The sequence below is a fragment of the Acerihabitans arboris genome, from assembly GCF_010131535.1.
GTDB classification, from domain to species: domain Bacteria; phylum Pseudomonadota; class Gammaproteobacteria; order Enterobacterales; family Enterobacteriaceae; genus Acerihabitans; species Acerihabitans arboris.
The window spans coordinates 46,915-72,623 of the sequence record NZ_WUBS01000011.1; the positions used below are offsets into that span (position 1 = coordinate 46,915).

The 25,709-nt window shown below is 59.9% G+C and carries 18 protein-coding genes; 16 read left to right on the plus strand and 2 right to left on the minus strand.

Features of this window, described 5'->3' with window-relative positions; all coding sequences use genetic code 11:
- Position 1 precedes the first annotated feature (1 nt).
- The 15 genes from GRH90_RS15690 (at position 2) to GRH90_RS15760 (ending at position 21,525) form a co-directional block, all read left to right on the plus strand.
- Positions 2-1,702: an OmpA family protein gene (locus tag GRH90_RS15690; protein WP_162366905.1), complete on the plus strand. Its 1,701-nt coding sequence runs from the start codon at positions 2-4 to the stop codon at positions 1,700-1,702.
- 14 nt (positions 1,703-1,716) lie between these two features.
- Complete coding sequence (locus GRH90_RS15695) at positions 1,717-2,208, plus strand: Hcp family type VI secretion system effector (RefSeq protein ID WP_162366906.1); 492 nt, start codon at positions 1,717-1,719, stop codon at positions 2,206-2,208.
- A 147-nt stretch (positions 2,209-2,355) separates the two neighbouring features.
- Positions 2,356-5,022: a type VI secretion system ATPase TssH gene (gene tssH / locus GRH90_RS15700; protein ID WP_162366907.1), complete on the plus strand. Its 2,667-nt coding sequence runs from the start codon at positions 2,356-2,358 to the stop codon at positions 5,020-5,022.
- Complete coding sequence (locus GRH90_RS15705) at positions 5,019-7,553, plus strand: type VI secretion system Vgr family protein (protein ID WP_162366908.1); 2,535 nt, start codon at positions 5,019-5,021, stop codon at positions 7,551-7,553. The genes tssH and GRH90_RS15705 overlap by 4 nt, the downstream gene beginning before the upstream one ends.
- A gap of 3 nt (positions 7,554-7,556) precedes the next feature.
- Positions 7,557-9,095: a Tle4 family T6SS lipase effector gene (locus GRH90_RS15710; protein ID WP_162366909.1), complete on the plus strand. Its 1,539-nt coding sequence runs from the start codon at positions 7,557-7,559 to the stop codon at positions 9,093-9,095.
- Entirely contained in the window at positions 9,086-10,177 is a 1,092-nt protein-coding gene (locus GRH90_RS15715; RefSeq protein ID WP_162366910.1) for a Tli4 family immunity protein, read from the plus strand. Before GRH90_RS15710 ends, GRH90_RS15715 begins: the two co-directional genes overlap by 10 nt.
- A 62-nt stretch (positions 10,178-10,239) precedes the next feature.
- Positions 10,240-10,500, plus strand: coding sequence for a PAAR domain-containing protein (locus GRH90_RS15720; RefSeq protein WP_162366911.1), 261 nt, complete (start codon positions 10,240-10,242; stop codon positions 10,498-10,500).
- Positions 10,501-10,502: 2 nt separating this feature from the next.
- Positions 10,503-11,627, plus strand: coding sequence for a KPHS_23130 family T6SS system protein (locus GRH90_RS15725; protein ID WP_162366912.1), 1,125 nt, complete (start codon positions 10,503-10,505; stop codon positions 11,625-11,627).
- Entirely contained in the window at positions 11,624-15,019 is a 3,396-nt protein-coding gene (locus GRH90_RS15730; RefSeq protein WP_376766086.1) for an ImcF-related family protein, read from the plus strand. Before GRH90_RS15725 ends, GRH90_RS15730 begins: the two co-directional genes overlap by 4 nt.
- Complete coding sequence (gene tssA, locus GRH90_RS15735) at positions 15,019-16,611, plus strand: type VI secretion system protein TssA (protein WP_162366913.1); 1,593 nt, start codon at positions 15,019-15,021, stop codon at positions 16,609-16,611. Before GRH90_RS15730 ends, tssA begins: the two co-directional genes overlap by 1 nt.
- Positions 16,612-16,639: 28 nt before the next feature.
- Positions 16,640-18,403, plus strand: a complete 1,764-nt coding sequence (tssF, locus tag GRH90_RS15740; RefSeq protein WP_162366914.1) for a type VI secretion system baseplate subunit TssF — start codon at positions 16,640-16,642, stop codon at positions 18,401-18,403.
- A complete protein-coding gene (gene tssG, locus GRH90_RS15745) occupies positions 18,358-19,461 on the plus strand; it encodes a type VI secretion system baseplate subunit TssG (protein ID WP_162366915.1) in 1,104 nt (367 codons plus the stop codon). Before tssF ends, tssG begins: the two co-directional genes overlap by 46 nt.
- Positions 19,442-19,975 carry a type VI secretion system lipoprotein TssJ gene (gene tssJ / locus GRH90_RS15750; protein ID WP_178113176.1) on the plus strand — a complete coding sequence of 178 codons (534 nt, stop codon included), beginning with the start codon at positions 19,442-19,444 and terminating at the stop codon, positions 19,973-19,975. Before tssG ends, tssJ begins: the two co-directional genes overlap by 20 nt.
- 4 nt (positions 19,976-19,979) lie before the next feature.
- Positions 19,980-20,435 carry a type VI secretion system baseplate subunit TssE gene (gene tssE, locus GRH90_RS15755; RefSeq protein ID WP_162366917.1) on the plus strand — a complete coding sequence of 152 codons (456 nt, stop codon included), beginning with the start codon at positions 19,980-19,982 and terminating at the stop codon, positions 20,433-20,435.
- Between the two features lie 40 nt (positions 20,436-20,475).
- On the plus strand, positions 20,476-21,525 hold the full coding sequence (locus GRH90_RS15760) for a type VI secretion system ImpA family N-terminal domain-containing protein (RefSeq protein ID WP_162366918.1): 1,050 nt from the start codon (positions 20,476-20,478) through the stop codon (positions 21,523-21,525).
- Between the two features lie 57 nt (positions 21,526-21,582).
- On the opposite strand, the gene tkt is transcribed toward GRH90_RS15760, so the two are convergent.
- Positions 21,583-23,577 (minus strand): transketolase, encoded by a 1,995-nt coding sequence (gene tkt / locus GRH90_RS15765; RefSeq protein ID WP_162366919.1) that lies wholly within the window; start codon positions 23,575-23,577, stop codon positions 21,583-21,585.
- A gap of 276 nt (positions 23,578-23,853) precedes the next feature.
- On the opposite strand from tkt, the gene loiP reads away from it, so the two are divergent.
- Entirely contained in the window at positions 23,854-24,600 is a 747-nt protein-coding gene (gene loiP, locus GRH90_RS15770; RefSeq protein ID WP_162367048.1) for a metalloprotease LoiP, read from the plus strand.
- 182 nt (positions 24,601-24,782) lie between these two features.
- Here the strand turns inward: loiP and speB are convergent, their stop codons facing one another.
- Positions 24,783-25,703, minus strand: a complete 921-nt coding sequence (speB, locus tag GRH90_RS15775; protein ID WP_162366920.1) for an agmatinase — start codon at positions 25,701-25,703, stop codon at positions 24,783-24,785.
- Between the last annotated feature and the right edge of the window lie 6 nt (positions 25,704-25,709).

Consider the following 25,709-nt stretch of genomic DNA (forward strand, 5'->3'; position numbering starts at 1 on the left):
CATGAGCACGCTAACGCGGTCATTGCTGATACTGCTGGCAACCTGCCTGGCGCTGTGGCTGGTCCTGTCATTTTGGCAGCCGCGCCTGGACGGCCGCGTGGTGCTTGTCACGCTGGTGTTGCTGATGGCGGGCGGCGCACTGTTTTTCGCGCGGAGACAGACATCCGGCCGGCGGGACATCGGGTTAACCGTTACCGACAATACCCTGCCGCCGGAGGACTTTATGGGGGCGGTGGTGCTGGTCTGCGGCGACACGGCCGCGCTTTTCCCGGCGGGCGAACCCTACCGGCAAACGTCCCTGGGATGGTATCTGCCGGTCGGCGCGCCGGAACAGCTGTTACCCCTCGCCGGGCGGATAGCGGATACCCGCCCCGCGCTTGCCGCCCAGGTTGCGCTACTGCTGGCCGTGGTTCCGGAGCGGCATCGGGAGCGGGATGCGCTATCACACTCCCTGCATGCCTGGCACCGGGCGGTCGTTGCCTGCCGGCGCGTGCTGCCCGGGCCTCCGCCGTTGCTGGTGAGCACCTGGCTGACGCCGCCGGACGGGGCGGACAGCATGCGGGACGTTTGGCTGGCGGCAACCCCGGCAGGCCGTGGCGTGCAAATTTTTCAGCCCGGCCAGGGCGAGTTGTCGCAAAAAAGCTGGTCTCTGGAGGCGCTCCCGGCGGAACGCGAGGCTCGTTTTTATCTGTCGCTTTGGCTGGACAGCCTCCTGACCTGGGCTGACGAACATGTGGATAACATTCTCGGGCAACGGCAGGGAACGCTGCCGGCGTTAACGCCGTGCGCCCGCGGCTGGAACTTTACGCCGATCAACGCCCTGGCGGGAAATCTTTGGCAGCGGCATCTTTGCGCCGTGACGCGCCTGGCGCCGCCTGGCGGGCAATCGCATGAAGCGCCGCCATTGCCGGATTGCCTGCTGGCGACGTTTCCCAGGCGCCGGGGCATCAGCATAAAAATGCGTGCGTGGCGTATGGCCGGCCTTATATGCGGCGTCTTCCTGCTGCTGGCGCTGGCGTCGTCATACCATCATAACCGGCGACTGCTCCAGAACACCGGCGATCGTTTGGCGTTGTATCGGCAGCTCGACGGGCAGCCGGCGGGACCCAAACTCCGGGCGCAGGCGCTGCTGCGTCGCGATGCCGATTTTTTCGAAGCATGGCAGCGCGGCGGCGAGCCGGCGCGCTTCGGGCTGGGCCTGTATCAGGGAATGAGGCTGATCGCGCCGCTGCGGGCGGCCATCAGTGACTGGGCGCCGCCGGTAATCAATAAGATCCCGCCGGGGCCAAAAACCGTCCGCCTGGACAGCCTGTCCCTGTTCGACACCGGCAAATGGCAGTTGAAGCCCGGCTCCACCCGGGTGCTGGTCAACGCCCTGGTCAGCATTAAGGCAAAACCCGGCTGGCTTACCCTCGTGGCGGGGCATACCGACAATATCGGCAACAGCGCCGCCAACCAGCAGCTGTCCCTGAAACGGGCGCAGGCGGTACGCGACTGGATGCGCGATACCGGCGACGTGCCGGAAAGCTGTTTTGCCGTACAGGGATATGGCGAAAGCCGCCCGCTGAAAACCAACGACACGGCCGAGGGCCGCGCGGCCAACCGGCGTGTTGAAATCAGTCTGGTGCCGCAGGCCGATACCTGCCGGATACCGGACGCAACAATAATGTCACCGCAGGATGGTGGCGATACCGACAACTGAATGGAGACTATCCAATGGCAATTCCAGTTTATCTGTGGCTGAAAGACGACGGTGGCGCGGAAATCAAAGGGTCCGTGGACGTACAGGAGCGTGAAGGCAGTATCGAGGTAGTGGCGCAGGAACACAGCCTGTATATCCCGACCGATAACAATACCGGCAAACTCACCGGCACCCGCGTCCACACGCCGTTCCTGTTCACCAAGGAAACCGACGCCTCCAGTCCCTATTTGTACAAGGCGGTCACCACCGGCCAGACGCTGAAATCAGCTGAGTTCAAATGGTACAAAATCAACGACGCCGGCCAGGAGGTGGAGTACTTCAATACCAAACTGGAAAACGTAAAGGTGGTGAAGGTCAATCCGGCGATGCACGACGTCAAGGACCCGACGAAAGAAAAACACAACCACCAGGAACGGGTGGAACTGAGATACGAAAAAATTACCTGGACCTATAAAGACGGCAACATCATTCATGCCGATTCCTGGAACGAACGCGCAATAGCATAAGGCTCATGCGGACGGGAGCTTCCCGCCCGCTTTTCTTGTTCAGCGTCCGCGCGGCGGGGACTGAACAAAAACCATCGGCAACAGACCTTATGGGCATCGGTATACGGCCAGGGGCGGTAGCGTGCCTGAACAGGAGAATGCAGCAAAATGGAACATCAGTCAGCCGTCCTGTTGCGACGCCTTAATCCTTACTGCGCCCGCACGCTGGAAGCGGCCGCATCGCTATGCCAGACCCGGGCGCATGCCGAAATCACCCCTGAACACTGGCTGCTGAAACTGCTGGAAGCCGGTGAGGGGGACATCACCTGGATTGCCCGGCGCTACGCGTGGGATATGGATACGCTATGGCGGGATTTACTCGCGCATCTCGAAACGCTGCCGCGTTCGGCCAGGAGCCGCCCGCGGCTGTCGGACGGTATGCAGGCGTTACTGAAACAGGCGTGGCTGTCCGCTTCGCTGGAAAATAACGAATCACATATCCGCGGTTACCATTTGCTGCTGGCCATGGTGGCTGACGCATCGCTGCTAAAATGCGGCGCTCTTTGGCCGCTGCTCAGCGTGGGGAAAACGCAGATTGAACGGCTGCGGCCTTTACTGGACGCACAGTCTGATGAAAGCGCCGTCGGGCAAATGCCGGCGCCGCAAGATGAAGTGGCATTTATTGGCCGCGCGCTTACCCCCGATGCATGCGCCGGGACCCATGATGTAGAGGGCATAACGGTTACACCGCCTGCAGGAACCGCCGTGCTTGACCGGTTTACGGTGGATGTCACCGCCCGCGCCCGCCAGGGCAAGATCGATCCGGTCTTCGGCCGCGACAATGAAATCCGCCAGATGGTCGATATTCTCGCGCGCAGAAGAAAAAACAACCCGCTCCTGGTCGGCGAACCCGGCGTCGGCAAAACCGCCCTGGTGGAGGGGCTGGCGCTGCGTATCATGGCGGGCAACGTGCCGGACGGACTGAAACCCGTTACGGTGCGCATGCTGGACCTGGGGCTGCTGCAAGCCGGCGCGGGCGTAAAAGGCGAATTTGAACAGCGGCTGAAGGACATTATTACAGCCGTACAGCGCTCGCCGGCGCCGGTACTGCTGTTTATCGACGAGGCCCACAGCATTATCGGCGCCGGCAACCAGGCCGGCGGCGCGGACGCCGCCAACCTGCTGAAACCCGCCCTGGCGCGCGGTGAGCTCAGAACCATTGCCGCCACCACCTGGAGCGAATACAAGCTGTACTTTGAGCGCGACGCCGCCCTGGAGCGCCGCTTCCAAATGGTAAAAGTGGATGAGCCGGACGACGAAACGGCCTGCCTGATGCTGCGCGGCCTGAAATCCCGCTACGCCGGGCACCATGGCGTGCATATCACCGATGAAGCGGTGCGCGCCGCCGTCACGCTTTCACGTCGTTATCTCACCGGCCGTCAACTGCCGGATAAAGCGGTGGACCTGCTCGATACCGCCGCCGCCCGCGTACGCATGAGCCTGGACACCCTGCCTGAAGGCCAGGCGCGCCTGCAAGCGGCGATAGCCGCGCTGGCGCTGGAACAACAGGCCCTGCTAAAGGATATCGCCTTGGGCACTACCGCCCCCGGCGAGCGGCTGGCGCAGATTGAACAGCAAACGGCGGCGCTGAATGAACGCCTGGCCGCCTTGGCAACACAATATCGCGCGGAAAAATCCCTGACGGAGCAATTGCTGGCCTGCCGTGCCGATGCCCACCGCCAGGGGGAAATAGCCACACTACGCCATCAGCTGGAAATCCTGCAACATGGCCATGCCATGCTATGCCTGGACGTGGATGCCCGCACGGTGGCCGACGTTATCGCCGACTGGACCGGCGTGCCGCTCTCCTCCTTAATCAAGGATGAGCAGACGGAACTGCTGCGCCTCGAAGCCCAGCTTGGAAAGCGGGTTGTCGGCCAGGACGCGGCGCTTACCGCCGTTGCCCAGCGCCTGCGCGCGGCGAAAACCGGCCTGACGTCGGAGCACGGGCCGCAGGGCGTTTTCCTGCTGGTGGGACCGAGCGGCACGGGCAAAACCGCAACCGCCCTGGCGCTGGCGGACCAGCTGTTCGGCGGTGAAAAATCCCTGATCACCATTAACCTCTCCGAATACCAGGAACCCCATACCGTTTCCCAGTTCAAGGGCTCCCCACCGGGATACGTCGGCTACGGCCAGGGCGGTATCCTCACCGAGGCGGTGCGCAAACGGCCTTACAGCGTGGTGCTGCTCGACGAGGTGGAAAAAGCGCACCGCGATGTGATGAACCTGTTCTACCAGGTGTTCGATCGCGGTTTTATGCGCGATGGCGAAGGGCGGGAAATCGACTTTCGCCATACCGTTATCCTGATGACGTCCAATCTCGGCGGCGATCGCCTGATGCAGTTGCTGGCGCAACGTCCCCAGGCCACGGACGGTGATTTACAGGAACTGCTGCGCCCCATGCTGCGCGACCACTTCCAGCCGGCGCTGCTGGCCCGCTTTCAGACCGTTATCTACCGCCCGCTGGCGGAAACGGCCCTGCGCGCCATTGCGGCGATGAAACTCGCCCAGGTGTGCCGGCGCCTGCAACGCCATTACGGCCTCAGCACAGAGATCGACGATACCCTTTATGATGCGCTGACGGCGGCCTGCCTGCTCCCCGACAGCGGCGCGCGCAATATCGACAGCCTGCTGAACCAGCAGATTTTGCCGGTACTGAGCCTGCAGTTACTGCAGTACCTCTCCGCCGGGCAAAAGCCCGCGCGCCTGCGCCTGGCATGGAGCGGCCAGGACGGCGCCGACCTGATATTCGACGGCGGGGAAACAACAGCATGAGCATCACGGACACCCTGAACAGCCTGGCGACCGCCGGCCCCACCCTGAACCGCTACCATCTGGCGATTGAGGAATGCGCCGCGCCGCTGGATGTGGAAGACTTCGCCGGCCATGAGGCCTTAAGCGAGCCCTACCGCTACACCATCCGTTTTACCAGTCCCGACCCCGATATCCAGGCACGGCGGGTGCTGCGCAAAACCACCGTCCTCACCCTGCGCACCCTGCCGGAGACGGTCCTGGGCGCCCTGCGCGCGCCGGTCACCGTAAAAACCGTCACCGGCGTGGCGACCGCCTTTCAGCGACTGGCCTGCTCCCGCGACCAGACGCTGTATGAACTCACCCTGCAGCCGTTCCTGGCCCTGCTGGACCGTCAGTTCCGCACCCACCGTTTTTTTGTCAATCTCTCGGTGCCGGAAGTGGTGGCGCGGATACTGGACGAACACGGCCTCAAGGGCTGGCAGTATGAGTTTTTACTGCAGGCGGACTATCCGCAGCGCGAGCAGATTAACCAGTACCGGGAAAGCGACCTGCGTTTTATCCAGCGCCTCCTGGCGGAGGTGGGGATATTTTATTTCTTCACCCTGCAGCCGGACACCCGGGGCGAAGTGGTGCATTTCGCCGACCGCCAGGGCGCGTGGCCGTTTGGCAAAACGCTTAGCCTCAACAGCCCGTCCGGCATGAACGACGGCGGCGCCGAGGCGATCTGGGCGCTCGGCATTCGCCATAACGTGGCGGCGGCTTCGGTCACGGCCGGGGACTATAACCACCGCGAAGCGCAAAACAGGCTGGATTCCGCGCCGGCGGACATGACCCGCGGCGACGGCGAGGGCATCACCTACGGCGAGGTCTATCACCATCAGGCCCGCCACCGCGCCACCGGCGATAAATTCGCGCCTGAAACCGAGAGCGCCAACTTCTTCGCCCGCCTCGACCATGAGCGTTTTTTATCGCAGCAAACCCTGGTCACCGGCACCAGCGCCGACGCCACGCTGCGCCCGGGGCAGGTGCTGACCATCACCGATAACAGCCTGCCCTCCACCCTGCCGGAGCTGCTGCGCTCGCCGCTGGTGACCCTGGGCCTAACCCTGACCGCCAGCCGCCGGGAAGCGCTGCGGGTCGGCCTTACCGCCGCGCCCTACAGTGAAACCCGCTGCTGGCGCCCGCCGCTGCAGCCGCGCCCGACCGTCGCCGGCACCCTGACGGCGCGTATCACCAGCGCCAGAGAACATGATATCTACGCCTGGCAGGATGCGGCCGGGCTGTACCGGGTCAAGTTCGACGCCGACCGGGACGATAAAACGCCGGGCCAGGAGAGCATGCCGCTGCGCCTGGCCAAACCCTACGGCGGCGACGCCTGCGGCCTGCACTTCCCGCTGATACAGGGCACCGAAGTGGCCGTCGCCTTCCATGAGGGCGACCCGGACCGGCCCTATATCGCCCACGCGCTGCACGACTCGCGCCATCCGGACCCGGTAACGCAGGACAACAGCACCCGCAACGTGGTGCGCACGCCGGCCAACAACAAGCTGCGCATGGAGGATAAACGCGGCGAGGAGCATATCAAGCTCGGCACCGAATACGGCGGCAAGACCCAGCTCAACCTCGGCCACAATGTGGACGCTGACCGCACGCTGCGGGGGGAAGGCGCGGAGCTGCGCACCGACAGGCATATCGCCATCCGGGGCGGGGCGGGGGTGTTTATCACGGCGGATAAACAGCCGGGCGCGGGGGGTGGGATGCTGGCGATGAGCGAAGCCTTATCACAACTGGAAAAAGCCAGAGCACTCACTGAAGCATTATGTAACGCCGCCGAAACGGCAAAAGCTGAGCTGGCTGACTTACAGACCCAAAAAAACATGCTGGCGGACACGCTTAAAGAGCTGAAAAATCCAGCCCTTTTGCTGTCGGCCCCAGCGGGTATTGCCGGGAGCACGCCGCAACATATCCAGCTGGCGGCGGGTGGGAGCCTGATGGTAAATAGCGGCGGGAACAGCGATTTCAGCGTTCTGAAGAAATTTACCGTAGCGGCGGGCGACGTGATTAGCTTGTTTGCCCAAAAGCTGGGAATAAAGCTGTTTGCGGCTAGGGGCAAAGTAGAAATACAGGCGCAGGGAGATGAAATGGCGCTCGATGCACTCAAAGATCTACGTATCAGCAGCAGCGAAGGAAAAGTAGTAATAAGCGCTAAGCAGGAAATCCTGCTGGTCAGCGGTGGTGGATACATCCGCATAGGTAATGGCGAAGTCGAGAGCGGCGCGCCGGACAAAATTATCCAGCGCGGGGCGGTGTGGCAAAAATTTGGCGGTCAGAGCGCCAGTGAAATGGCACAAAAATGGGAAAAAGCCGCTTTTAGCGTAACGCCAAAAGCTGTGCATCCCTACGATGGGTCTGCCTTAGCCAATCAGAAAATGTTTTTACAGTCCGACGACGCCGGTGAGCGTCAATTATCAGCCGATCGGGATGGGAAAGGCACATTGCAAAAACAGGCGGGCGTGGAAATCAGTCAACTAAAATTTAGCGATAAGGACTAAACCATGACCCTGCTAACCGAAAATGAAGTGGTAGTCCTGCCAGAATATGACACGCAGGGGCGGCCTTATTATAACATACCCAATGCCAGGGCAGACCATAACCTGGTGGCTGTTTGTCCAAAAGTCGCGGATAAGGTTATTCCGGTGATTTTTTTGCCGGGGGTAATGGGTACAAACTTGAAAAACGGGAAGGATAAAAGAATATGGCATGCTAATCTTTATCAGGGAGTAGATGCGTTAAAATGGATAAAAAAAGGTGCCGTAGAAAGAAAGCTGCTGCTCGATCCGGCAAATACTGATATCGATAACGACGGGTTCATCCACTTTAACGAACAAGAAGGCACCATGTTCCCATCAAGGGAGCAGCGCGGCTGGGGAACGGCTCTTTTCAAAAACTATGGCGAATCGCTGCATATTCTGCAGTTGATGCTTAACGATGGGCATATCCTTCTCGATAATCTTTTTCACGGAACACGGCGATTAACCACCCGCCAGCAGCTTATCGGTGAAAAGCTGGGAGTAGAACAGGCTCAAAAGGAAGAACAGTGTCTGACTGAACCTGAAGTCAGGCACAGTTACGATTTTTTATTCCCGCTGCATGTATTCGGCTATAACTGGCTGCAGTCCAATGCGGAGTCGGCAACGCGTTTAGGGGATTATATCGCCCAGGTTTTGGGGATGTACCATGGGCGCCTGGCCATGGAAAAAGTTATACTGATAACCCACTCCATGGGGGGCCTGGTCGCCCGTCATTATTCTGAAAATATGGGGGGCCGGGAAAATATCCTGGGTATCGTGCATGGCGTAATGCCCGACCTTGGCTCACCCGCCACCTATCGGCGGATGAAAACCGGTGAACGTGGCATCGTCGGCGCGGTTATTGGCCCGAACGCAGAGGCCCTGATGCCGGTGCTGGCGCAATCGCCGGGGCCATTACAATTACTGCCGGGCACGGCATATGGCCCCGGCTGGCTGAAAATACAAAACGGGAATAAAATTGAGAGCTGGCCGGTGTCCGATCCCTATTCTGAAATCTATTTAAATAAAAACGATTGGTGGCGACTGTATGATGCCGGTATTTCAGGTGGAAGGCCGGAGGTAGAGTGGAATAAATTTGAAAAAATAATTACCAACAAAGTTAAGAATTTTATTGAAGGTTTAAGCAATAAATACCATCCCCAAACCTGGATTTTTTACGGCGCCAGCGAAAAAAAACCCTCCGACGAATATCTGATATGGCGGGAACGCCAGTTTCAAAGGCCGGTGTATGGTCGTCCTATTTTGCAGTTTCCCACTTACCGTCAGGCAACCGGGAAAACGTTTGAACTGACCTCATCGGGTAGTCCCGGGGACGGTACCGTGCCGGTTAAGGGCGGTAAGATAGCTTTACACCAGCTGCGTGGATCGCTGGCGACCGATGTTGACCACGAGGGCGCCTATAACGCCGGCAATATTGCCATGGGAGGCACGCTCTCCGTTGCCATGAAATTCACTCTTTATTCTGTTGTAAAAATGGTGCGGGAGGTGCCGCCATGCGGCTAAAGGACCTGCTTGCACTGATTGGCATAGTAAGTATTGCCGGCATTGTGTGCTGGTTTTTATATCGCAATACGTCGGTGCAACCCCTGACTGCCGAGGAAAAAAATATGATTGATTTTTTATTTACCAAAACCAAAGCGCAGTGCGTCGGCCGTTATATCTTTGAGGTGCCCGATTCGTTTATTAATACCCGCCATGACTCGGCAAAAATTAACGAGATGCGTATTACCAGTAAACGCATCAGCCGTCCGGCATTTGAACAGCGTATTCGCCTGCGCGAACAGGAGCTGGCAAAAGGCCATACCGTGAGAGTAATAGATCAGCCTTTCCTTAAGCAGGTTTATCGGTTAAAGGACAATGCCATCATATTTGACCGCAATGAAAATGAAAGCGTCCCGGGTTTTGGCCGTATTTTGGAGGGGCATTTATTTTCCAATGATGTAGCTTTTATCATGCATAGCGAGATTACAGATTATTCAGATGAGCGTTTTACTAAAGAACGCGATTTTTTTTTGCGTGATGAGGCCAACCCAGCGACGGCGAATACCAAACCCCAAAATCTGGCTGAGATGCATGATTTGATCTCCCGCCTGAGCGGGCGCGAAGATGATAGCATCCCCGTACAGCCCGGAACCTGCATTCCTGATGGGTTTATTGCTGATGGAAAAGGCAAAGGCAAGGAAGATAGCACTCTTTTTTTTCAGCAGTCTGGCATCATTATCTATGCTAAAACCAATAATTACTTAAAAAGAAATGAAAGTCTTCTGGATTGGGGACGCAGGGATATTGAGCCTGTCCTTAATAAGCTCCACTCCCATACGTTACACAAAGGAAAAGTGTCATTGCCTGATATGGATGCAGAGGAATGGTTAATAAAAGGTAAGCAAGAAGTACGTGGCAATATAGTTGATGGATATCGCTTCATTTTTAATGCAAATGAAACAATAGCAGATTATCATCACCCTCTGCTTTCTGTTCAACTGCATAATGCGAGCCTGGTGTCAGATACATACAACACCGCCCAACTGGTGGATATCTGGGAACGTATTACCAGAACATTTCGTCTGCGGCCAAACGCGTTCTGATTAATCCTGCTGCTTTTACATCTCCGGTCGCTTTATTCTGCTAATAAAACCCAGGAGGAACTATGTCTGGTATTGTTTGTTTAGGTGATGCAACTACTCACGGTGGAAATGTGAAAACAGCTTCATCCACCCTGTCTTTTAACGGTATAAACGCAGCGCTGGTGGGCGATCTGGTTTCCTGTCCTGAACATGGCACAAATGCCATTACGGAAGGATCGCTCACAACGTTTGATGAGGGGAGAGCCGTTGTAGTGAATGATTGTCGGTGTGAATGTGGCTGCCGGGTGATCAGCTCCAGGCCCGAAGAAAGTATCGAGGCATAATTATGGCCTGGCCTGTTCCTGAAATTCCTCCGCAACCGCCTATATCGCCACCTCGCTATAGCCTTTGGGTTATTATTCTATTGCTATTGCTGACCGCGGGAGCGTTAACTGCCCTATTTATCGGTAAGCTCACTGATTATTGGCAAATATTGTCATATGGGGTGCTTCCGGGTCTATTATTATGGATGTGTGCGTTCGGCGTGACTTTAAATCGTTTTGAACAATCCAGGGTCGCAGCCCAATACTGGAAAAGTGAAACAGAACATACCCAAACACGGTGGAAACAATGGAGCCGGAGGCAACTGGCTATAGCCGGTAACGTTTTATTGTCCCCTGAATCAGCTGGCATGCAGTTATTAATCGGAAACCCGGCTGATATATCGATGTTTCCCAAAAGGGGCAGACAACTTGCCGGAATGCCTCAGGAAGTAGATGGGTATTTAGTTGATATTGATTTATTACTAAAAAAACAGTTTCCTGGATATCGGAATCATCTTAATACGATTTATGTTTTATTATCTGCTGAATCTAACCAGAAATCTGTCGCTTCTGCTGTTTACAAACAGTGGCATTTAATACCGGAGTTCATGACAGATGTCAGTTTTATATCCGATCTGTTCGATATTCAAGATAAAAATAGCATTGCTATGATCCTTTGCTTACAGCACTGGCCTGGCCATATCCCACGAAAATCCAGTGAGCTGATTTCAGCCCAGCTCATTACGTCGCCAGAATATGTTTCTCAGCATAAGTTGCAATGCCTAGCCGGACTAGGCCGCATGATGCCTCTTGAACACAAAAATCTTAACGAAGAACTAAAGATGTTATTTAATTATAACGGACTGGACACAAGGCCGCCAGAATATGTCTGGCTGTCAGGTGAAATAGAGGGAACACAGCCCGTGATTGCACAGTTTGCTTACAAACGGCACTGGCGTCTTCCCCTAAAGCAGCCGTTTCATTATATTGATCTCACTTTCGGACCGCCGGGAGAGCTGTCTTTTGCCATAACGCTGGCAATGCTGGCGGAAGCGGCCGACTTAACATCCAAGGATCAATTAATCATCAGTCAAATGCCACAACCATCAGGATGGATGTGTTTAATCACCAGGGAATTGTTTTCATGAATACCGGTAAAACATCGCATATACCCCATTTTGGTTTTTGGGGTTATTTTGTGCTTATCGCGGGAATGGCAGGACTCTCTGCCTTTATCCTGTATATGAATATGGCACATCTGAACAGCCGTGGACTACCGTCATCTGTTATCTGGTCCTTATGGGGGGTAATATTTGCAATAGCGCTTATTACCTTGACCGTAATGCCGTTCTGGTGGCGTTGGCAACAAAATAAAAGACAGCAACCGCTTCAGCCAGAATTGCCAAAAACAGTCTCTGCCCCCATGCCAAAACATCATGCTTCTATTAATGCACTGCGCCAGACGCTGCGCCACCACTACGGTCTCCTATGGCCCCTTAACGCCCGCTTCCTGCTGCTGACCGGTCGCACCGCCGAGGTGGAGCAACTGGCCCCGGGTCTGACCACCCAGTACTGGCAGGAAGATCGGGGCACCGTGCTGCTGTGGGGCGGCGATCCGGACGAGGACGCCGATGCCGCCTGGCTGGGCGCGCTGCGTAAACTGCGCCGTCGTCCCCTGGATGGCCTGGTATGGGTGACCGCGACGCTTGACCGGCCGTTGTCTCTGGGCGTGCCGGAAAACGCGCCCACGCTTTGCGCCGATGCCATGGACCGTCTCGCCCATGCACTGAGCGTGCGTTGCGAAGCGCTGGGCGCGCGTTTGCCGCTGTTTGTCTGGTCGCTGCACGCCGGCGCGGGCGGGCAGCCGGGACGTATAACCCAGCCGGTGGGCTGCCTGCTGCCGCCAGGCTGCCGGCCACAGGCAATGGCGCGTCTCCTGGCGGAGCTGATCCCCGCTCTGGCCGCCCAGGGAACGCAGCAGGCCTGCGATAATTCCCGGCATCTTTTTCTGCTAAGCCTGGCGGACCAGCTGACGCGGCGACCCGACGGCATGACGGAGCCGCTTGCTATATTGCTCAACCCGTACCGTCCGCTGGCGCTGGCGGGGGTGATGTTCAGCCCCGCCAGCGCCGGCGCGGCCCGCAGCGTGCAACATCACTGGGGGCGGGACAACCGCTGGGATCTGTTGCTGCGCGCCCTGCCGTCTTTACCCCCCGGGCTGAAAGCCCGGAAAACGGGGTTTGCCTGGGGGCGGGCGCTGCGGGTGGCGGCGGTTGCGCTAATGGTACTGTGGGCGGCCGGCATGGCGATGTCTTTTCTGGTGAACCGCCATATGGTCGAGAATGCGCGGGAACAGGCGCGGCAGGCGGCCAGCGCGCAGCTGCCCCTGCCCATGCGGCTGGAATCACTGCTTGTTCTCCAGCAAACCCTGGATCGGCTTCAGTACCGTTCACAGCATGGCGTGCCCTGGCATGCCCGTTTCGGACTGAGTCAAAATGAGCCTCTGCTGGCGGCGCTGTGGCCGCGTTATGGGCGCGGCGCCCTGCCGTTGCTGCGGGACGCGGCGGCGGAACGTCTTGCGCAACGGTTGAATGCGCTGATACAGCTCCCGCCGGACAGTCCGCTACGCGCCCTGTTGCTTAATCCTGCCTACAACCAGCTGAAACTGTATCTGATGCTCACGCGCTCCGGGCGCATGGAAGCCGGGTGGTTTGCTTCCGCGCTGCTGAAAGACTGGCCGCGACGCGACGGCGTGCCGGACGGCGCCTGGCAGGGCCAGGGACCGGCCCTGCTGGCGTTTTATGCCGCCAATCTGGCGCGGCATCCGGAGTGGCGCCTGCGGGCGGACGACAATCTGGTGTCCCAGGCGCGTACCCTGCTGGTGCGCCAGATGGGCATGCGCAACAGCGACGCCTCCCTCTACCAGAAAATGCTGGCGCGGATAGCAAATCAGTACGCCGACATGCGGCTGCGCGACATGACCGGCGATACCGACGCCGCGCGCCTGTTCACCACCGATGAGGTGGTGCCGGGGATGTTTACCCGCCAGGCCTGGGAGGAAGCCGTTCAGCCCGCCATCGATAAAACGGTCGCCGATCGCCGGGAAGAGATGGACTGGGTACTGAGCGACCACGCCCAGCCGGCGGCACAGCAAACCTCGCCGGAGGCGCTAAGGGCGCGGTTAACGGAGCGCTATTTTGCCGACTTCGCCGGCAGTTGGCTGGGTTTTCTTAACAGCCTGCGCTGGCGGCGGGCGGTCACCCTTTCCGACGCCGTTGACCAGCTGACGCTGATGGCCGACGTGCGCCAGTCACCCCTGGTGGCGCTGATGAACACGTTAAGTTTCCAGGGCCGCGCCGGCCAGACCGGCCGCGCGCTGGCGGACTCGCTGGTGAAGTCGGCGAAAGAGCTGTTTAACCGTGATGCGCAGCCCGCGATAGACCAGCAGGCCGAAGCGCGCGGCCCCATGGATGCAACCTTCGGGCCGCTGCTGGCCCTGATGGATGGCCAGGAAAGCACCACGCTCAGCCTGCGGACGTTCCTGACGCGGGTAACCCAGGTGCGCCTGCGGCTGCAGCAGGCGACAGGCGGCGCTGACCCGCAGGCGATGACGCAGGCGCTGGCGCAAACGGTATTCCAGGGAAAATCGGTGGATTTAACCGCCACCCGGGATTATGGCAGTCTGGTGGCGGCCAGCCTCGGGCAGGAGTGGAGCGGGTTCGGCCAGACGGTATTTGTGCAGCCGATGGAACAGTCATGGCAGAAAGTGCTGTTGCCCGCCGCCGCCAGCCTTAACGCGCAATGGCGGGCCGCCATCGTGGAAGACTGGAACAGTACCTTCGGTGGACGCTATCCGTTTAAGAACGTCGGCAGTGAAGCTTCATTGCCTCTGCTGGCCCAATACCTGAATGCCGACAGCGGACGCATTACACGCTTTTTGCAGACCCGGCTGGGCGGCGTGCTGCATAAAGAGGGAAGCCGCTGGGTACCGGACAGCATTAACGCCCAGGGCCTGGCTTTTGATCCGGCATTCCTGAATGCCGTCAATTTGCTCAGCCACCTTGCCGATGTGGTATTCACCACCGGCGAAGCCGGCCTGCATTTTGAACTACGCCCGGGCACGGCGGCGGGCGTTATGGAAACCAAGCTGACCGTCGATGGCCGTAAACTTACCTATGTTAACCAGATACCGGCATGGCAGCGTTTTGCCTGGCCGGCGGATACCGAAGCGCCGGGCGCCAGTTTAAGCTGGGTAAGCACGCAGGCGGGAACGCGCCAGTTTGCGGACCTGCCGGGCGCCTGGGGCTGGATACGCTTATTGGATAAAGCCGGCGTCACGCCCTATCCGGGCGTGGGCAGCAGCTTCAGCCTCGCCTGGAAAGCGCCGGATGGACGCTCGCTTAACTACACCCTGCGCACCGAAGCCGGCGAAGGCCCGCTGGCCCTGCTTAAACTGCGCAACTTCACGCTTCCCGCGCGGATATTCCGCGTGAATAACGCGGCAGAGGCAGCCACAGACCATGGGGAGTTCGACGACTGATGGCGACATTGCAATCCCTGCTTTTGGCCTGCCATACGGACGCCGAGGCTCTGCAACATACCGCGCGGCGGCAAATCGCCCGGTGGGAAAACTGGCTCAGGCCCATTGCCACGTCATCCCCCACCGGCGAGGACCCCGGCTATGACGACAACTTCCAGCAAATGCGCGAGGAGGTGAATAAGCTCTCCGGCGCGGATACCGATCTTATCTGCCGGCTGGCGGAAAAGCTGCTCACCGGCACCACCAAGGATATCCGTGTCGCCACGTATTACATCTGGGCCCGGTTGCGGCGCGATGGCGAAAACGGACTGGCCGACGGGCTGGAACTGCTGGCCGGGCTGCTGGAGCATTTTGGCGGCGCCCTGCATCCGCGGCGCAGCCGCAGCCGCAGGGCGGCACTGGAGTGGCTGGCGGGACAGCGGGTACTGGACAGCCTGTCTCTTTATCCGGAAGTGGCCGGGGATGACCTGGCGCGCATTGTCGGCGCGCTGCTGTTAATCGAACGGATAACCGCAGGGTCCGAAGATGGTACCCGGCCCTGTCTGGGGGGGCTATACGGCGCCCTGGAAATCCGGCTGGAAAGATCCGGCGGCCCGGATGCGGTGGTGCCGCAGAATGCCGGCGCCGACGGCGGTCAGTCATCCGCCGGTAAAAACGGCGCCGCCGCCATCACCTCGGGACGGGAATTGCTTGAACAGGTTCGCGGGCTGGCCAAATATCTGCGCGGTCAGCCGGACGGCTGGCTGGCAGCCCATCATCTGATGAAAAGCGTGCGTCACGACACCCTGCACCAGTTGCCGCCGCTGGCGGCGGACGGGCGTACCCGGATCGAGCCACCAAAACCGGACCAGCGCGCGCTGCTTAAACGCCTGTACCTGCAGCAAAGCTGGCTGGAACTGCTGGAGCAGGGCGACAGCCTGTTTTCACGCGGCGCCTGTCATCTCTGGCTGGATTTGCAATGGTACCTTCACCAGGCCCTGAGCCGGGCAGCTCCCCCGCACGACACGTGGGCCGATATCATCGCGCAAAACCTGAAGGGGCTGCTGACGCGCCTGCCCGGGCTGGAAACGCTGGCATTTAACGACGGCACGCCCTTCGCCGATGAGGTGACTCTGAACTGGATTAACCGGCAAGTGCTGGATAGCCGGATCGGCTGGGGCGATGATAGCGTCGCCCCGGCCGCCACAAACGAAGACAACGACATCATGCAACTGGAGCCGGAAGCGATCGCGCTTGCCGACAGCGACGGCCCCGAGGCCGCGCTGGGCTGGCTGCAGCGGCGGCCCGGCGCCGCCACGCCGCGCAACCAATGGCTGATAAGGCTGCTGATGGCGCGCGTGGCCGAGCAATACGGCCGTAATGACCTGGCGCTCCATCTGCTGGACGAACTGGACGATAACGCCGCTTCGCTTACGCTGGCGCGCTGGGAGCCGGCGTTATTGTTTGAGGTCAAAGCCCGCCGCCTGAAGATGCTGCGCATAAAAGCCGGGCGCAGCGAAGCGGATAAAACCCGCCTGCTGCCCGACATGGAGCAGCTGCTCGCGGGATTAATCGCCATTGATCCGGCACGGGCGATGGTGCTATGCGGTTAATAAAAAACATCATCAGAAACAGGAAGATATGGACGATTTAACCCTGCGCTATTTCGATGCCGAAATGCGCTATCTGCGCGAGGCGGCAAAAGAGTTCGCGCAAACCCACCCTGACCGGGCGGCGGCGCTGGATCTGGATAAGGCCGGCACGCCGGACCCTTACGTTGAGCGCTTGTTTGAAGGTTTTGCCTTCTCGGTGGGGCGGCTGCGTGAAAAGATTGATGATGACCTGCCGGAGTTCACTGAAGGGCTGGTCAGCCAGCTCTGGCCGCATTACCTGCGTACCATCCCGTCGCTGGCGGTAGTGGAGCTGCTGCCGGAGGTGGCCGCCATGAAAATGGCTGAAGCCGTACCGGCCGGGCTGGAAGTCTATTCACAGCCGGTGGGGCCGAAAAACACCGTCTGCCAGTACCGCACCACCCGGGAGACGGTGCTGAATCCGCTGAAAATAGCTAGGGTGATGATGACGACGGAGCCGGACGGCCGTTCCATGCTGCGCATCCGCTTTGCCTGTGGCGGGCTGGGCGACCGGCCGGAGGTCAATTTACATCGTCTTAGTCTGTATCTGGCGGCGCACGCGCCGGTCTCCAGCGCCCTGCATCTGATGCTGACCAGACGGCAGGCCGCGATCTACCTGCGTCCGGCCGGCCAGGCGGACAGAAGCCGGATTGACGGCTGGTTTTCCCCGGCGGGCTTTGACGCGGACGACCGCCTGTGGCCGCAAGGGGAAAGCGCGTTCAGCGGTTATCAGCTGCTGCTCGAATATTTCACCTTCCGCGAAAAATTTATGTTCCTGCACCTCAACGGACTGGAGCGCGTAACGCTGCCGCCGGGTATCAGCCATTTTGATCTGGAGGTGGTATTCAGCACGCCCTGGCAAAGCGATTTACCGGTGACCGACGATGACCTGCGCCTGCACTGCGTGCCGGTGATTAATCTCTTTACCCTCGAAGCCGACCCGCTGGTGATAAGCGGCCTGGAAAGCGAATATCTGCTGCGCCCCAGACGCCTGCAGGACGGGCATACCGAAATTTATTCGGTGGATAACGTGACCGGCTCGCAGCGCACCGGCGACGCGGCGTATGCGCCGTTCACCAGTTTCCGCCACCAAGGCGGGATGCAGCGCCGCCATGCCCCCGAACGTTATTACCATACGCGCGTACGGCGCGGCGTAACGGGCCTGCACGATACCTGGCTTATCCTCGGCGGCCGGCTGTGGGACGCGGAACGCGGCGTTGAGCATGAGACCCTGTCGCTGAGAGTCACCGGCACCAACGGTCAGCTGCCGCGTCGGGCGTTGCAAAGTACGCTGCTGGATCGCTGCGAACAAATTTTGCGTACCCCGCTTGAGGTGCGCAATTTATGCAAGCCGACCCTGCCGGCCTATCCGCCGGCGGAAGACCGTTTCCATTGGCGGGTACTGAGCCACCTCGGCACCAGCTTTCTCAATATGATGGACAGCGCGGAGGTGCTGCGCGGCACGCTGGAACTGTACAACTGGCAAGGCGATGAACTCAATAACCGCCGGCTCGACGCAATCCTGGAGGTACGGCATCACCAGATACAGCGGTTTGAGAAAGGTTTCCTGCTGCGGGGGATCGATATTGAAGTCACCCTTGACGGGAACGGGTTTACCGGCGAGGGGGACACCTACCTGTTCGGGGAAATGCTCAACCGTTTTTTTACCCTGTACGCCGACATCCATCTGTTTAACCAGCTCTCCCTGATTGTCCAGCCTGAAGGAAAATGCATCCGGTGGAAAGAAAATCACAGTCAACGCCTGCCAGGCTGATGGCGCAACTGGGCGACCGGCTGCCGTACGTTAATTTTTACCGCTTCTGCCAGTTACTGGAACAAACCCGGCCGGATAAACCGGTGCCGGGCAGCGACTGGCAGGTTCGCCATGAACCGGTACGCTTTCGTCCACATCCGGGCATGGGGTTTCCGGCCGGCGAGCTGAAATCCCTGCAGCCGCCGGAACACCCCCATCAGCCGCCAACGGTCCGGGTCACCTTTATGGGGCTCTACGGAGTGCAATCCCCCCTGCCGACGGCCTATACCGATGATATCGCGCAGCGGCGCGAAGGCCATGAAGCCGTCAGCGACTTCCTGGATATCTTCAACCACCGGCTGATTACCCAGTTTTACCGGATCTGGCGTAAATACTCCTGGCCGGCCACCTTTGCGCCGGGCGGCACGGATGCCACCTCGCAATACCTGCTGAGCCTGACAGGCCTGGGCATCCCGGGGTGCGCCGATAATATCGCCACTCCGGTCTCACGCTTCCTGGCGCTGGCCGGCACGATGCGCCTGCCCGGACGTACGGCCGAGGGCATCGCCTCGCTGGTTGGCCTGCTGGCGCCGGATACCCGGGCGGAGGTGATACCCCATGACCCGCTGCGTATTCCACTGCGCCGGCCGCTGACGATGGATGCGCGGTCACCGGCCAGCCTCGCCCAACGTCCGGTAATGGGCGCCTGTGCAACCGAGGTCAATAGCCAGGCGCTGCTGCGGCTGAGCACGGATGGTCCGGACGAAGCCCGTGCATGGTTGCCAGGCGGGCAACTGCATACGGACCTGCTGGCGCTGCTCCAGGTTTATCTGGGGGCCCGCCTGCATCTCCGGCTGCAGTTAATCCTGCGCCGCTCGCTGCTGCCGGACGCATCGCTGTCCTGCCGGCCCGGGCTCAGCGGCGCGCGGCTGGGACGCACCGCCGTCATGCGTCGTCAGGCTCTCATCCCTCGTCAGCATGACCATGACTTCATTATTATCAGCCTGGGGCGTTATCAGCGTGTTCAGGAAAACTTTCACCGGAGAGAAACCGATGAGTATGGCGATTATCGCTGGTAAATACCGCAGCGCCCTGCCGGCGCTGTTTTTGACCACCACCCTGGCCGGCTGCGGCCTGACGCAGAAAGTCACCGACGGCACGGCGGCCGTGGCCAAAGCCATTTTTTATCAGCAGGTGAAAACCCTGCACCTGGATATCAGCGCCCGGGAGGCGGTAAACAACAACGACGGCGGCGCGGCGCTTTCCACCGTGGTGCGTATTTATCAGCTGAAGGACCGGAAAACCCTGGACAGCAGTGATTATCCCTCGCTATTCGCCAACGACAGCCAGGCGTTAAAATCCGATCTGGTCGCGCAGAAAGATATCCGGGTACGCCCCGGCGAGTCGGTGGCGGTGGATATGCCGATGGAAGAAAGCGCGCAATTCGTGGCGGTGGCGGCGATGTTCCTGGCGCCGGATACCGCTAATAACAGCTGGCGCGTGGTGCTCGCGCGCGAAGACCTTACCCCCGATACGCCGCGGCGGATTGAACTGAACGCGCAGGTATTGACGTTGTTACCGGAAAAGGACTGATGCCATGGCCGACCATCACCATAGCCCGTCGCTCTACGAGACGTTGTTCGGGAATTTTACCGGCGGGCTGGAAGTGCACGCGGTCAGCGGGGAAGAGCAGGTCGTGCTCTCCGTGCTGGATAATATGCAGCGTATTCTTAACGCCCGCGCCGGAACCCTGGCCCACCTGCCGGATTACGGCCTGCCCGATATGACCCGGATCCTGCAGGGGATGCCGGGAACGGCGCATCAGCTGATGCGCGCGCTCTCCGGCGTGCTGCTTAAATATGAACCGCGCCTGAAGCGCATCGAGGTGATTTTGCTTGAACAGAGCATGCCGGGAGAACTGCGCTATGCCATTGATGCCGAACTGAAAGGCGTGGGACTGGTCCGCTACGGCACGCAATTTATGCCTGAAGGCCGGGTGCTTATCCATCACCTGAAACAACAGAATTTTATGAACCAGGCACAACATTATTAAAAAGGCCGACACCAGGCCGTTTCCGGGAAAACCTTTACCCATGCCCCATTTACCTGAACGCCGACTGAAAACCGGCGGCGACCCGCGCGCGTTGCCCGATTATGCCGCACTGCGCGCTGAGCTGAATAAACTGACGCATCCAGCGCGGCCGGACGTAAACTGGCATCACGCCGAAAAAAACTGCCTGTCGTTATTTGCGCAAAACGGCGCGGAATTACAGACCGCCGCCTGGTACACACTTGCGCGCACCCATTTGGACGCATTGCATGGACTGAATGAAGGCTTGGCGATACTGGAAGCGCTGTTGACTCATCAGTGGCCGGCGGTATGGCCGCAACAGGTAGATGCGCGCATGGAAATCATCAGCGGCCTGAGTAAACGCCTGCAGCAGGTGATGCGCGCCTTTACGTTCAGCCATGCCGACCTGGCTCACCTTTATCAGGCGGAACACTATCTCGCCTCGCTTGGAAGGGTATTGCAGCGCCTGGACCTGAAACACGCAAGCCGGATGGACGAACTGCGTCACCAACTGCATAACGCCGCGATAAAACTGGAAAACAGTGACCCGGCAGACCCTAATGCCGCAGGTACCGGAGCGGGTGTCGCGCTATCCGCCTGCTCGCCGCATCTGGTGGCCAGGACAGAATTTCGCGCGAATAATCTGGCCAAAGGGACGCCGCAACAGGTCGGTACAAAGTGGGTGTATGTCGTCCCGCCGGTCCCCGGGGCAAAGGTGGCGGCGATCGCTGCACAGCCGGCACCCGCTACGGCGTGGAAAGCGTTCTCGGCCGGCGTAATGATGAGTTTACTGGCGGGCGGCCTGCTGTTGTGGGGGCATTATTCGCTGGATACCAACCCGGACCGGGACAGCCTGATGGCATCGGTGGCGCCATTGACCTCCACGCTGGCGGATTCGCAATTGCAGGCGCTGCGGCAGGTAAATCCGTCGTGGCTGGCTGGCAGCGAAAAGTATGAGCGGCAGGTTGAAGCAAGCGCTTTACCCACCGCGAACGCGACCTTCGGTCGCTTAACAATAAGCCCCATGGGGAACATGGGGCTCGAGAGCAAACTTGAGCACTCCGCAGAGTGACTTAATGGATGTAAAAGTCGTGCTTGCGCTCATGACGGGCAAGACGGCCTTTATGGCTTACGCCAGCAGCGTGCGCGCCTTGTCCAACACGTTTTCGGCGGTAAAACCGAACAGCGCAAACAGCTCCTCGGCCGGGGCCGATTCACCGAAGCTGGTCATGCCGACGATGGCGCCGTTCAGGCCCACATACTTGTACCAGTAATCGGCGATGCCGGCCTCGATGGCCAGCCGCGCGCTCACCGCCTTCGGCAGCACCGCTTCACGGTACGCCGCGTCCTGCAGGTCGAACACCTCCGGCGACGGCAGCGACACCACCCGCACCCGGCGGCCTTCGGCGCTCAGCGTTTCCCACGCCGACACCGCCAGCGCCACTTCCGAACCGGTGGCGATAATCAGCAGCTCCGGCTGGCCATCGCACTGCTTGAGCACGTAACCGCCGCGGGCGATATCGGCCAGCTGCCGCGCGCTACGCGTCTGCTGCGCCAGGTTCTGGCGCGAGAACACCAGCGTGCTCGGGCCGGTGGCATGCTCCACGGCCTGCTGCCAGGCCACGGCGGATTCCACCTGGTCGCACGGGCGCCAGGTGCGCATGTTCGGCGTCAGCCGCAGGCTAGCCAGCTGTTCCACCGGCTGGTGCGTCGGGCCGTCCTCGCCCAGGCCGATCGAGTCATGGGTATAGACATAGATGGAGCGGATTTTCATCAGCGCCGCCATGCGCGCCGCGTTGCGGGCATACTCCACGAACATCAGGAAGGTGGCGGTATAGGGCACAAAACCGCCGTGCACCGCGATGCCGTTGGCTATCGCCGTCATGCCGAACTCGCGCACGCCGTAGTGGATGTAGTTGCCCGCCTGATCATCGCCCAGGGAGACGGATTTGGCCCACATCGTCAGGTTGCTCGGCGCCAGGTCGGCGGAGCCGCCCAGCAGCTCCGGCAGGTCGGGGCCAAAGGCGTCCAGGGCGTTTTGCGAGGCTTTGCGGCTGGCGATATTGGCCGGATTGGCCTGCAGTTTTTCGATATACGCCTGGCTCTTCGCCCGCCAGTCGGCCGGCAGGCGGCCTTCGGCCCGACGGATGAATTCCGCCGCCAGCGCCGGGAAGGCTTGCTGGTAGGCGACGAATTTATCATTCCAGGCGGACTCTTTGGCCGCGCCGGCTTCTTTGGCATCCCATTGGGCATAAATATCCCGCGGGATCTCGAACGCCGGGTAGTTCCAGCCCAGTTGCACGCGGGTGGCGGCCACTTCCGCCTCGCCCAGCGGCGCGCCGTGCGCTTCATGGGAACCGGCCTTGTTCGGCGAGCCGAAGCCAATCACCGTCTTGCACATCAGCAGCGACGGTTTATCAGTCACGGCGCGCGCGTCGTCGATGGCCGCTTTCAACGCATCGCCGTCGTGGCCGTCAACGCCGCGCACCACGTGCCAGCCGTAGGCTTCAAAGCGTTTGGCGGTGTCGTCGCTGAACCAACCTTCCACATGCCCGTCGATGGAAATGCCGTTGTCGTCGTAGAACGCCATCAGCTTGCCGAGCCGCATGGTGCCGGCCAGCGAGCAGACTTCGTGGGAGATGCCCTCCATCATGCAGCCGTCGCCCATAAACACATAGGTGTGGTGGTCGACGATCTCATGGCCCGGACGGTTGAACTGCGCCGCCAGGGTGCGCTCGGCTATCGCCATGCCCACCGCGTTGGCGATACCCTGGCCCAACGGGCCGGTAGTAGTTTCCACGCCGTCGGTATAACCGTATTCAGGGTGGCCCGGGGTCTTGGAATGCAGCTGGCGGAAGTTCTTCAACTCCTCGATCGGCAGGTTGTAGCCGGTCAGGTGCAGCAGGCTGTAGAGCAGCATCGAGCCGTGGCCGTTGGAGAGGATAAAGCGGTCGCGATCGGCCCATTTGGGATTGGACGGATTATGGTTAAGATAGTCGCGCCACAGCACTTCGGCAATGTCCGCCATGCCCATGGGGGCGCCGGGATGACCGGATTTGGCTTTTTGTACCGCGTCCATGCTTAACGCGCGGATGGCATTCGCCAGCTCTTTTCGGGATGTCATGAATTACTCCGTTTCGGATTGAATAGTGTCTCGTTGACCAAGCCATCATAAAATCAATCACTTAACTTCAGAGACTCTGAAAAATATCGATAAATGTACCTTAAAACGGCCATAATTGTATATGTGGGAATGCGCGATAAATAGGTGATAATCCGCTGACTGAGCGGCAACACGGACCGACGGGGAAAAAGGCATCGCCCCGGCAATAAAATCTGTTAACAGTCTCACAATTTTTCTTAATATCTTATGGGAAAACAAAAAATGACCTCATCTTTAATGCCCTGGGCCGGCGCGGGAATAATCGCCATCAGCCTGCTTACCGGTTGTGAAAACATCGACCAAAATACCCTGATGCAATCCGGCGGCCAGGCGTTCGTGGCGGCCACCCTGAGCGATAGCCAGGTCAAGACGCTGAGCGCCGAATCCTGCGCGCAGATGGACCAGAAAGCGCAAATCGCCCCCGCCGGCAGTCCCTATGCCCAACGCCTGAATACCGTTGCCGCCGCGCTGGGCGATAATATCGCCGGCACGCCGGCCGACTATAAGGTTTACCTGACCAAAGACGTTAACGCCTGGGCCATGGCCAACGGCTGCATCCGGATCTACAGCGGGCTGATGGATCTGATGACGGATAATGAGGTGGAGGCGGTGGTCGGCCATGAGATGGGCCATGTCGCCCTGGGCCATAGCCGCAAGGCAATGCAGTTGGCCTATGCCACCACCGCGGCGCGCACCGCCGCCACGTCGGTGGGCGGCGTCACGGCGGCGTTATCGCAGTCGCAGTTGGGCGAGCTTGGGCAGGCATTGGTGGGCGCGCAGTTTTCCCAGCGCCAGGAAAGCGAAGCGGATGACTACTCGTTCGATTTACTGAAAAAACGCCATATCGACCCGCAGGGCCTGGTGACCAGCTTCGAAAAGCTGGCCAGCCTGGAAAAGGGCCAGGGGGGCGGCATGTTTGATTCCCACCCGACGTCCGAGGCGCGGGCGCAGCACATTCGCGATCGTATCGCGGCGGGCAGATAAACCCGGGCAAGGCCGTTGGCGCGCAACGCCTGAGGGAATAAAGACGGTCTTTCAGGCGCGCGGATAGCGGGAATGCGGGCGGGTTGATGCCGGGGAGCCGATGCGGGTCCGGAGGAGGATCTCCGGATCCGCGGGCATGGCTGGCGGAACCCTAAAGGGTATCCCATCTGCCCGCTCAGGGTTTACCGCGCTTTTTTGGCCGCCTGGATATACAGCATTTCCAGCGCCAGGGTGGCGGCGGCCAGGGCGGTTATCTGCGAATGATCGTAGGCCGGCGCCACTTCCACCAGATCCATGCCGACGATGTTGAGCGGCTGCAGGCCGCGCAACAGCTTCAGCGCCCGATCGGTTGTCAGGCCGCCGATCACCGGCGTGCCGGTGCCGGGCGCGAACGCCGGATCCAGGCAGTCGATATCAAAGGTCAGGTAAACCGGCATATCGCCGACGATCTGTTTCACCTGGGCCAGGATATCGTCGACGCCACGGTCGTTGACCTGCGCCGCGTCCAGTACCGTAAAGCCGTTATCGCGATCGTATTCCGTGCGAATGCCGATCTGCACCGAACGGGCGGGATCGATCAGGCCTTCATTGGGCGCATGATAGAACATGGTGCCGTGATCGAACCTGCTGCCGTTGCTGTAGGTATCGGTATGGGCGTCGAAATGCACCAGCGCCATCTTGCCGAAATGCTTGGCGTGGGCGCGCAGCAGCGGCAATGTAACGTAGTGATCGCCGCCGAAGGAGAGCAGGCGTTTGCCCGCCGCCAGCAGCCGCTCCGCATGCTGCTGCAGCTTATCGCTCAGGTCCTGCGCATCGCCGAAATCAAATACCACGTCGCCGCAGTCGACCACCTTTAAACGCTGGCGCACGTCGAAGTCCCACGGCCAGCGGCAGCCTTCCCAGGCCAGGTTGGTGGACACCTGGCGGATCGCCGCGGGGCCGTGGCGGCCGCCGGAGCGGCCGGAGGTGGCCATATCGAAGGGAATGCCGGTAATCACCCAATCGGCATCGCTGTCGTAGGGGTTAAATTCCAAAGGCAAACGCAAAAAGCCAAAGGCATTGGAAACCAGGGAATTATCGTATTGATGGCCCAGGGTGCTCATAGTCGG

Excerpts from the sequence above, each read along its gene's own strand:
- tssG (WP_162366915.1), top strand. The coding sequence starts at position 18,358 with ATGCATCCGGTGGAAAGAAAATCACAGTCAACGCCTGCCAGGCTGATG.
- speB (WP_162366920.1), bottom strand. The coding sequence starts at position 25,703 with ATGAGCACCCTGGGCCATCAATACGATAATTCCCTGGTTTCCAATGCC.
- tssF (WP_162366914.1), top strand. The coding sequence starts at position 16,640 with ATGGACGATTTAACCCTGCGCTATTTCGATGCCGAAATGCGCTATCTG.
- tkt (WP_162366919.1), bottom strand. The coding sequence starts at position 23,577 with ATGACATCCCGAAAAGAGCTGGCGAATGCCATCCGCGCGTTAAGCATG.
- GRH90_RS15725 (WP_162366912.1), top strand. The coding sequence starts at position 10,503 with ATGGCCTGGCCTGTTCCTGAAATTCCTCCGCAACCGCCTATATCGCCA.
- GRH90_RS15710 (WP_162366909.1), top strand. The coding sequence starts at position 7,557 with ATGACCCTGCTAACCGAAAATGAAGTGGTAGTCCTGCCAGAATATGAC.
- tssJ (WP_178113176.1), top strand. The coding sequence starts at position 19,442 with ATGGCGATTATCGCTGGTAAATACCGCAGCGCCCTGCCGGCGCTGTTT.
- GRH90_RS15690 (WP_162366905.1), top strand. The coding sequence starts at position 2 with ATGAGCACGCTAACGCGGTCATTGCTGATACTGCTGGCAACCTGCCTG.
- GRH90_RS15715 (WP_162366910.1), top strand. The coding sequence starts at position 9,086 with ATGCGGCTAAAGGACCTGCTTGCACTGATTGGCATAGTAAGTATTGCC.
- GRH90_RS15720 (WP_162366911.1), top strand. The coding sequence starts at position 10,240 with ATGTCTGGTATTGTTTGTTTAGGTGATGCAACTACTCACGGTGGAAAT.
- GRH90_RS15695 (WP_162366906.1), top strand. The coding sequence starts at position 1,717 with ATGGCAATTCCAGTTTATCTGTGGCTGAAAGACGACGGTGGCGCGGAA.
- tssA (WP_162366913.1), top strand. The coding sequence starts at position 15,019 with ATGGCGACATTGCAATCCCTGCTTTTGGCCTGCCATACGGACGCCGAG.
- tssE (WP_162366917.1), top strand. The coding sequence starts at position 19,980 with ATGGCCGACCATCACCATAGCCCGTCGCTCTACGAGACGTTGTTCGGG.
- tssH (WP_162366907.1), top strand. The coding sequence starts at position 2,356 with ATGGAACATCAGTCAGCCGTCCTGTTGCGACGCCTTAATCCTTACTGC.
- GRH90_RS15705 (WP_162366908.1), top strand. The coding sequence starts at position 5,019 with ATGAGCATCACGGACACCCTGAACAGCCTGGCGACCGCCGGCCCCACC.
- GRH90_RS15730 (WP_376766086.1), top strand. The coding sequence starts at position 11,624 with ATGAATACCGGTAAAACATCGCATATACCCCATTTTGGTTTTTGGGGT.
- GRH90_RS15760 (WP_162366918.1), top strand. The coding sequence starts at position 20,476 with ATGCCCCATTTACCTGAACGCCGACTGAAAACCGGCGGCGACCCGCGC.
- loiP (WP_162367048.1), top strand. The coding sequence starts at position 23,854 with ATGCCCTGGGCCGGCGCGGGAATAATCGCCATCAGCCTGCTTACCGGT.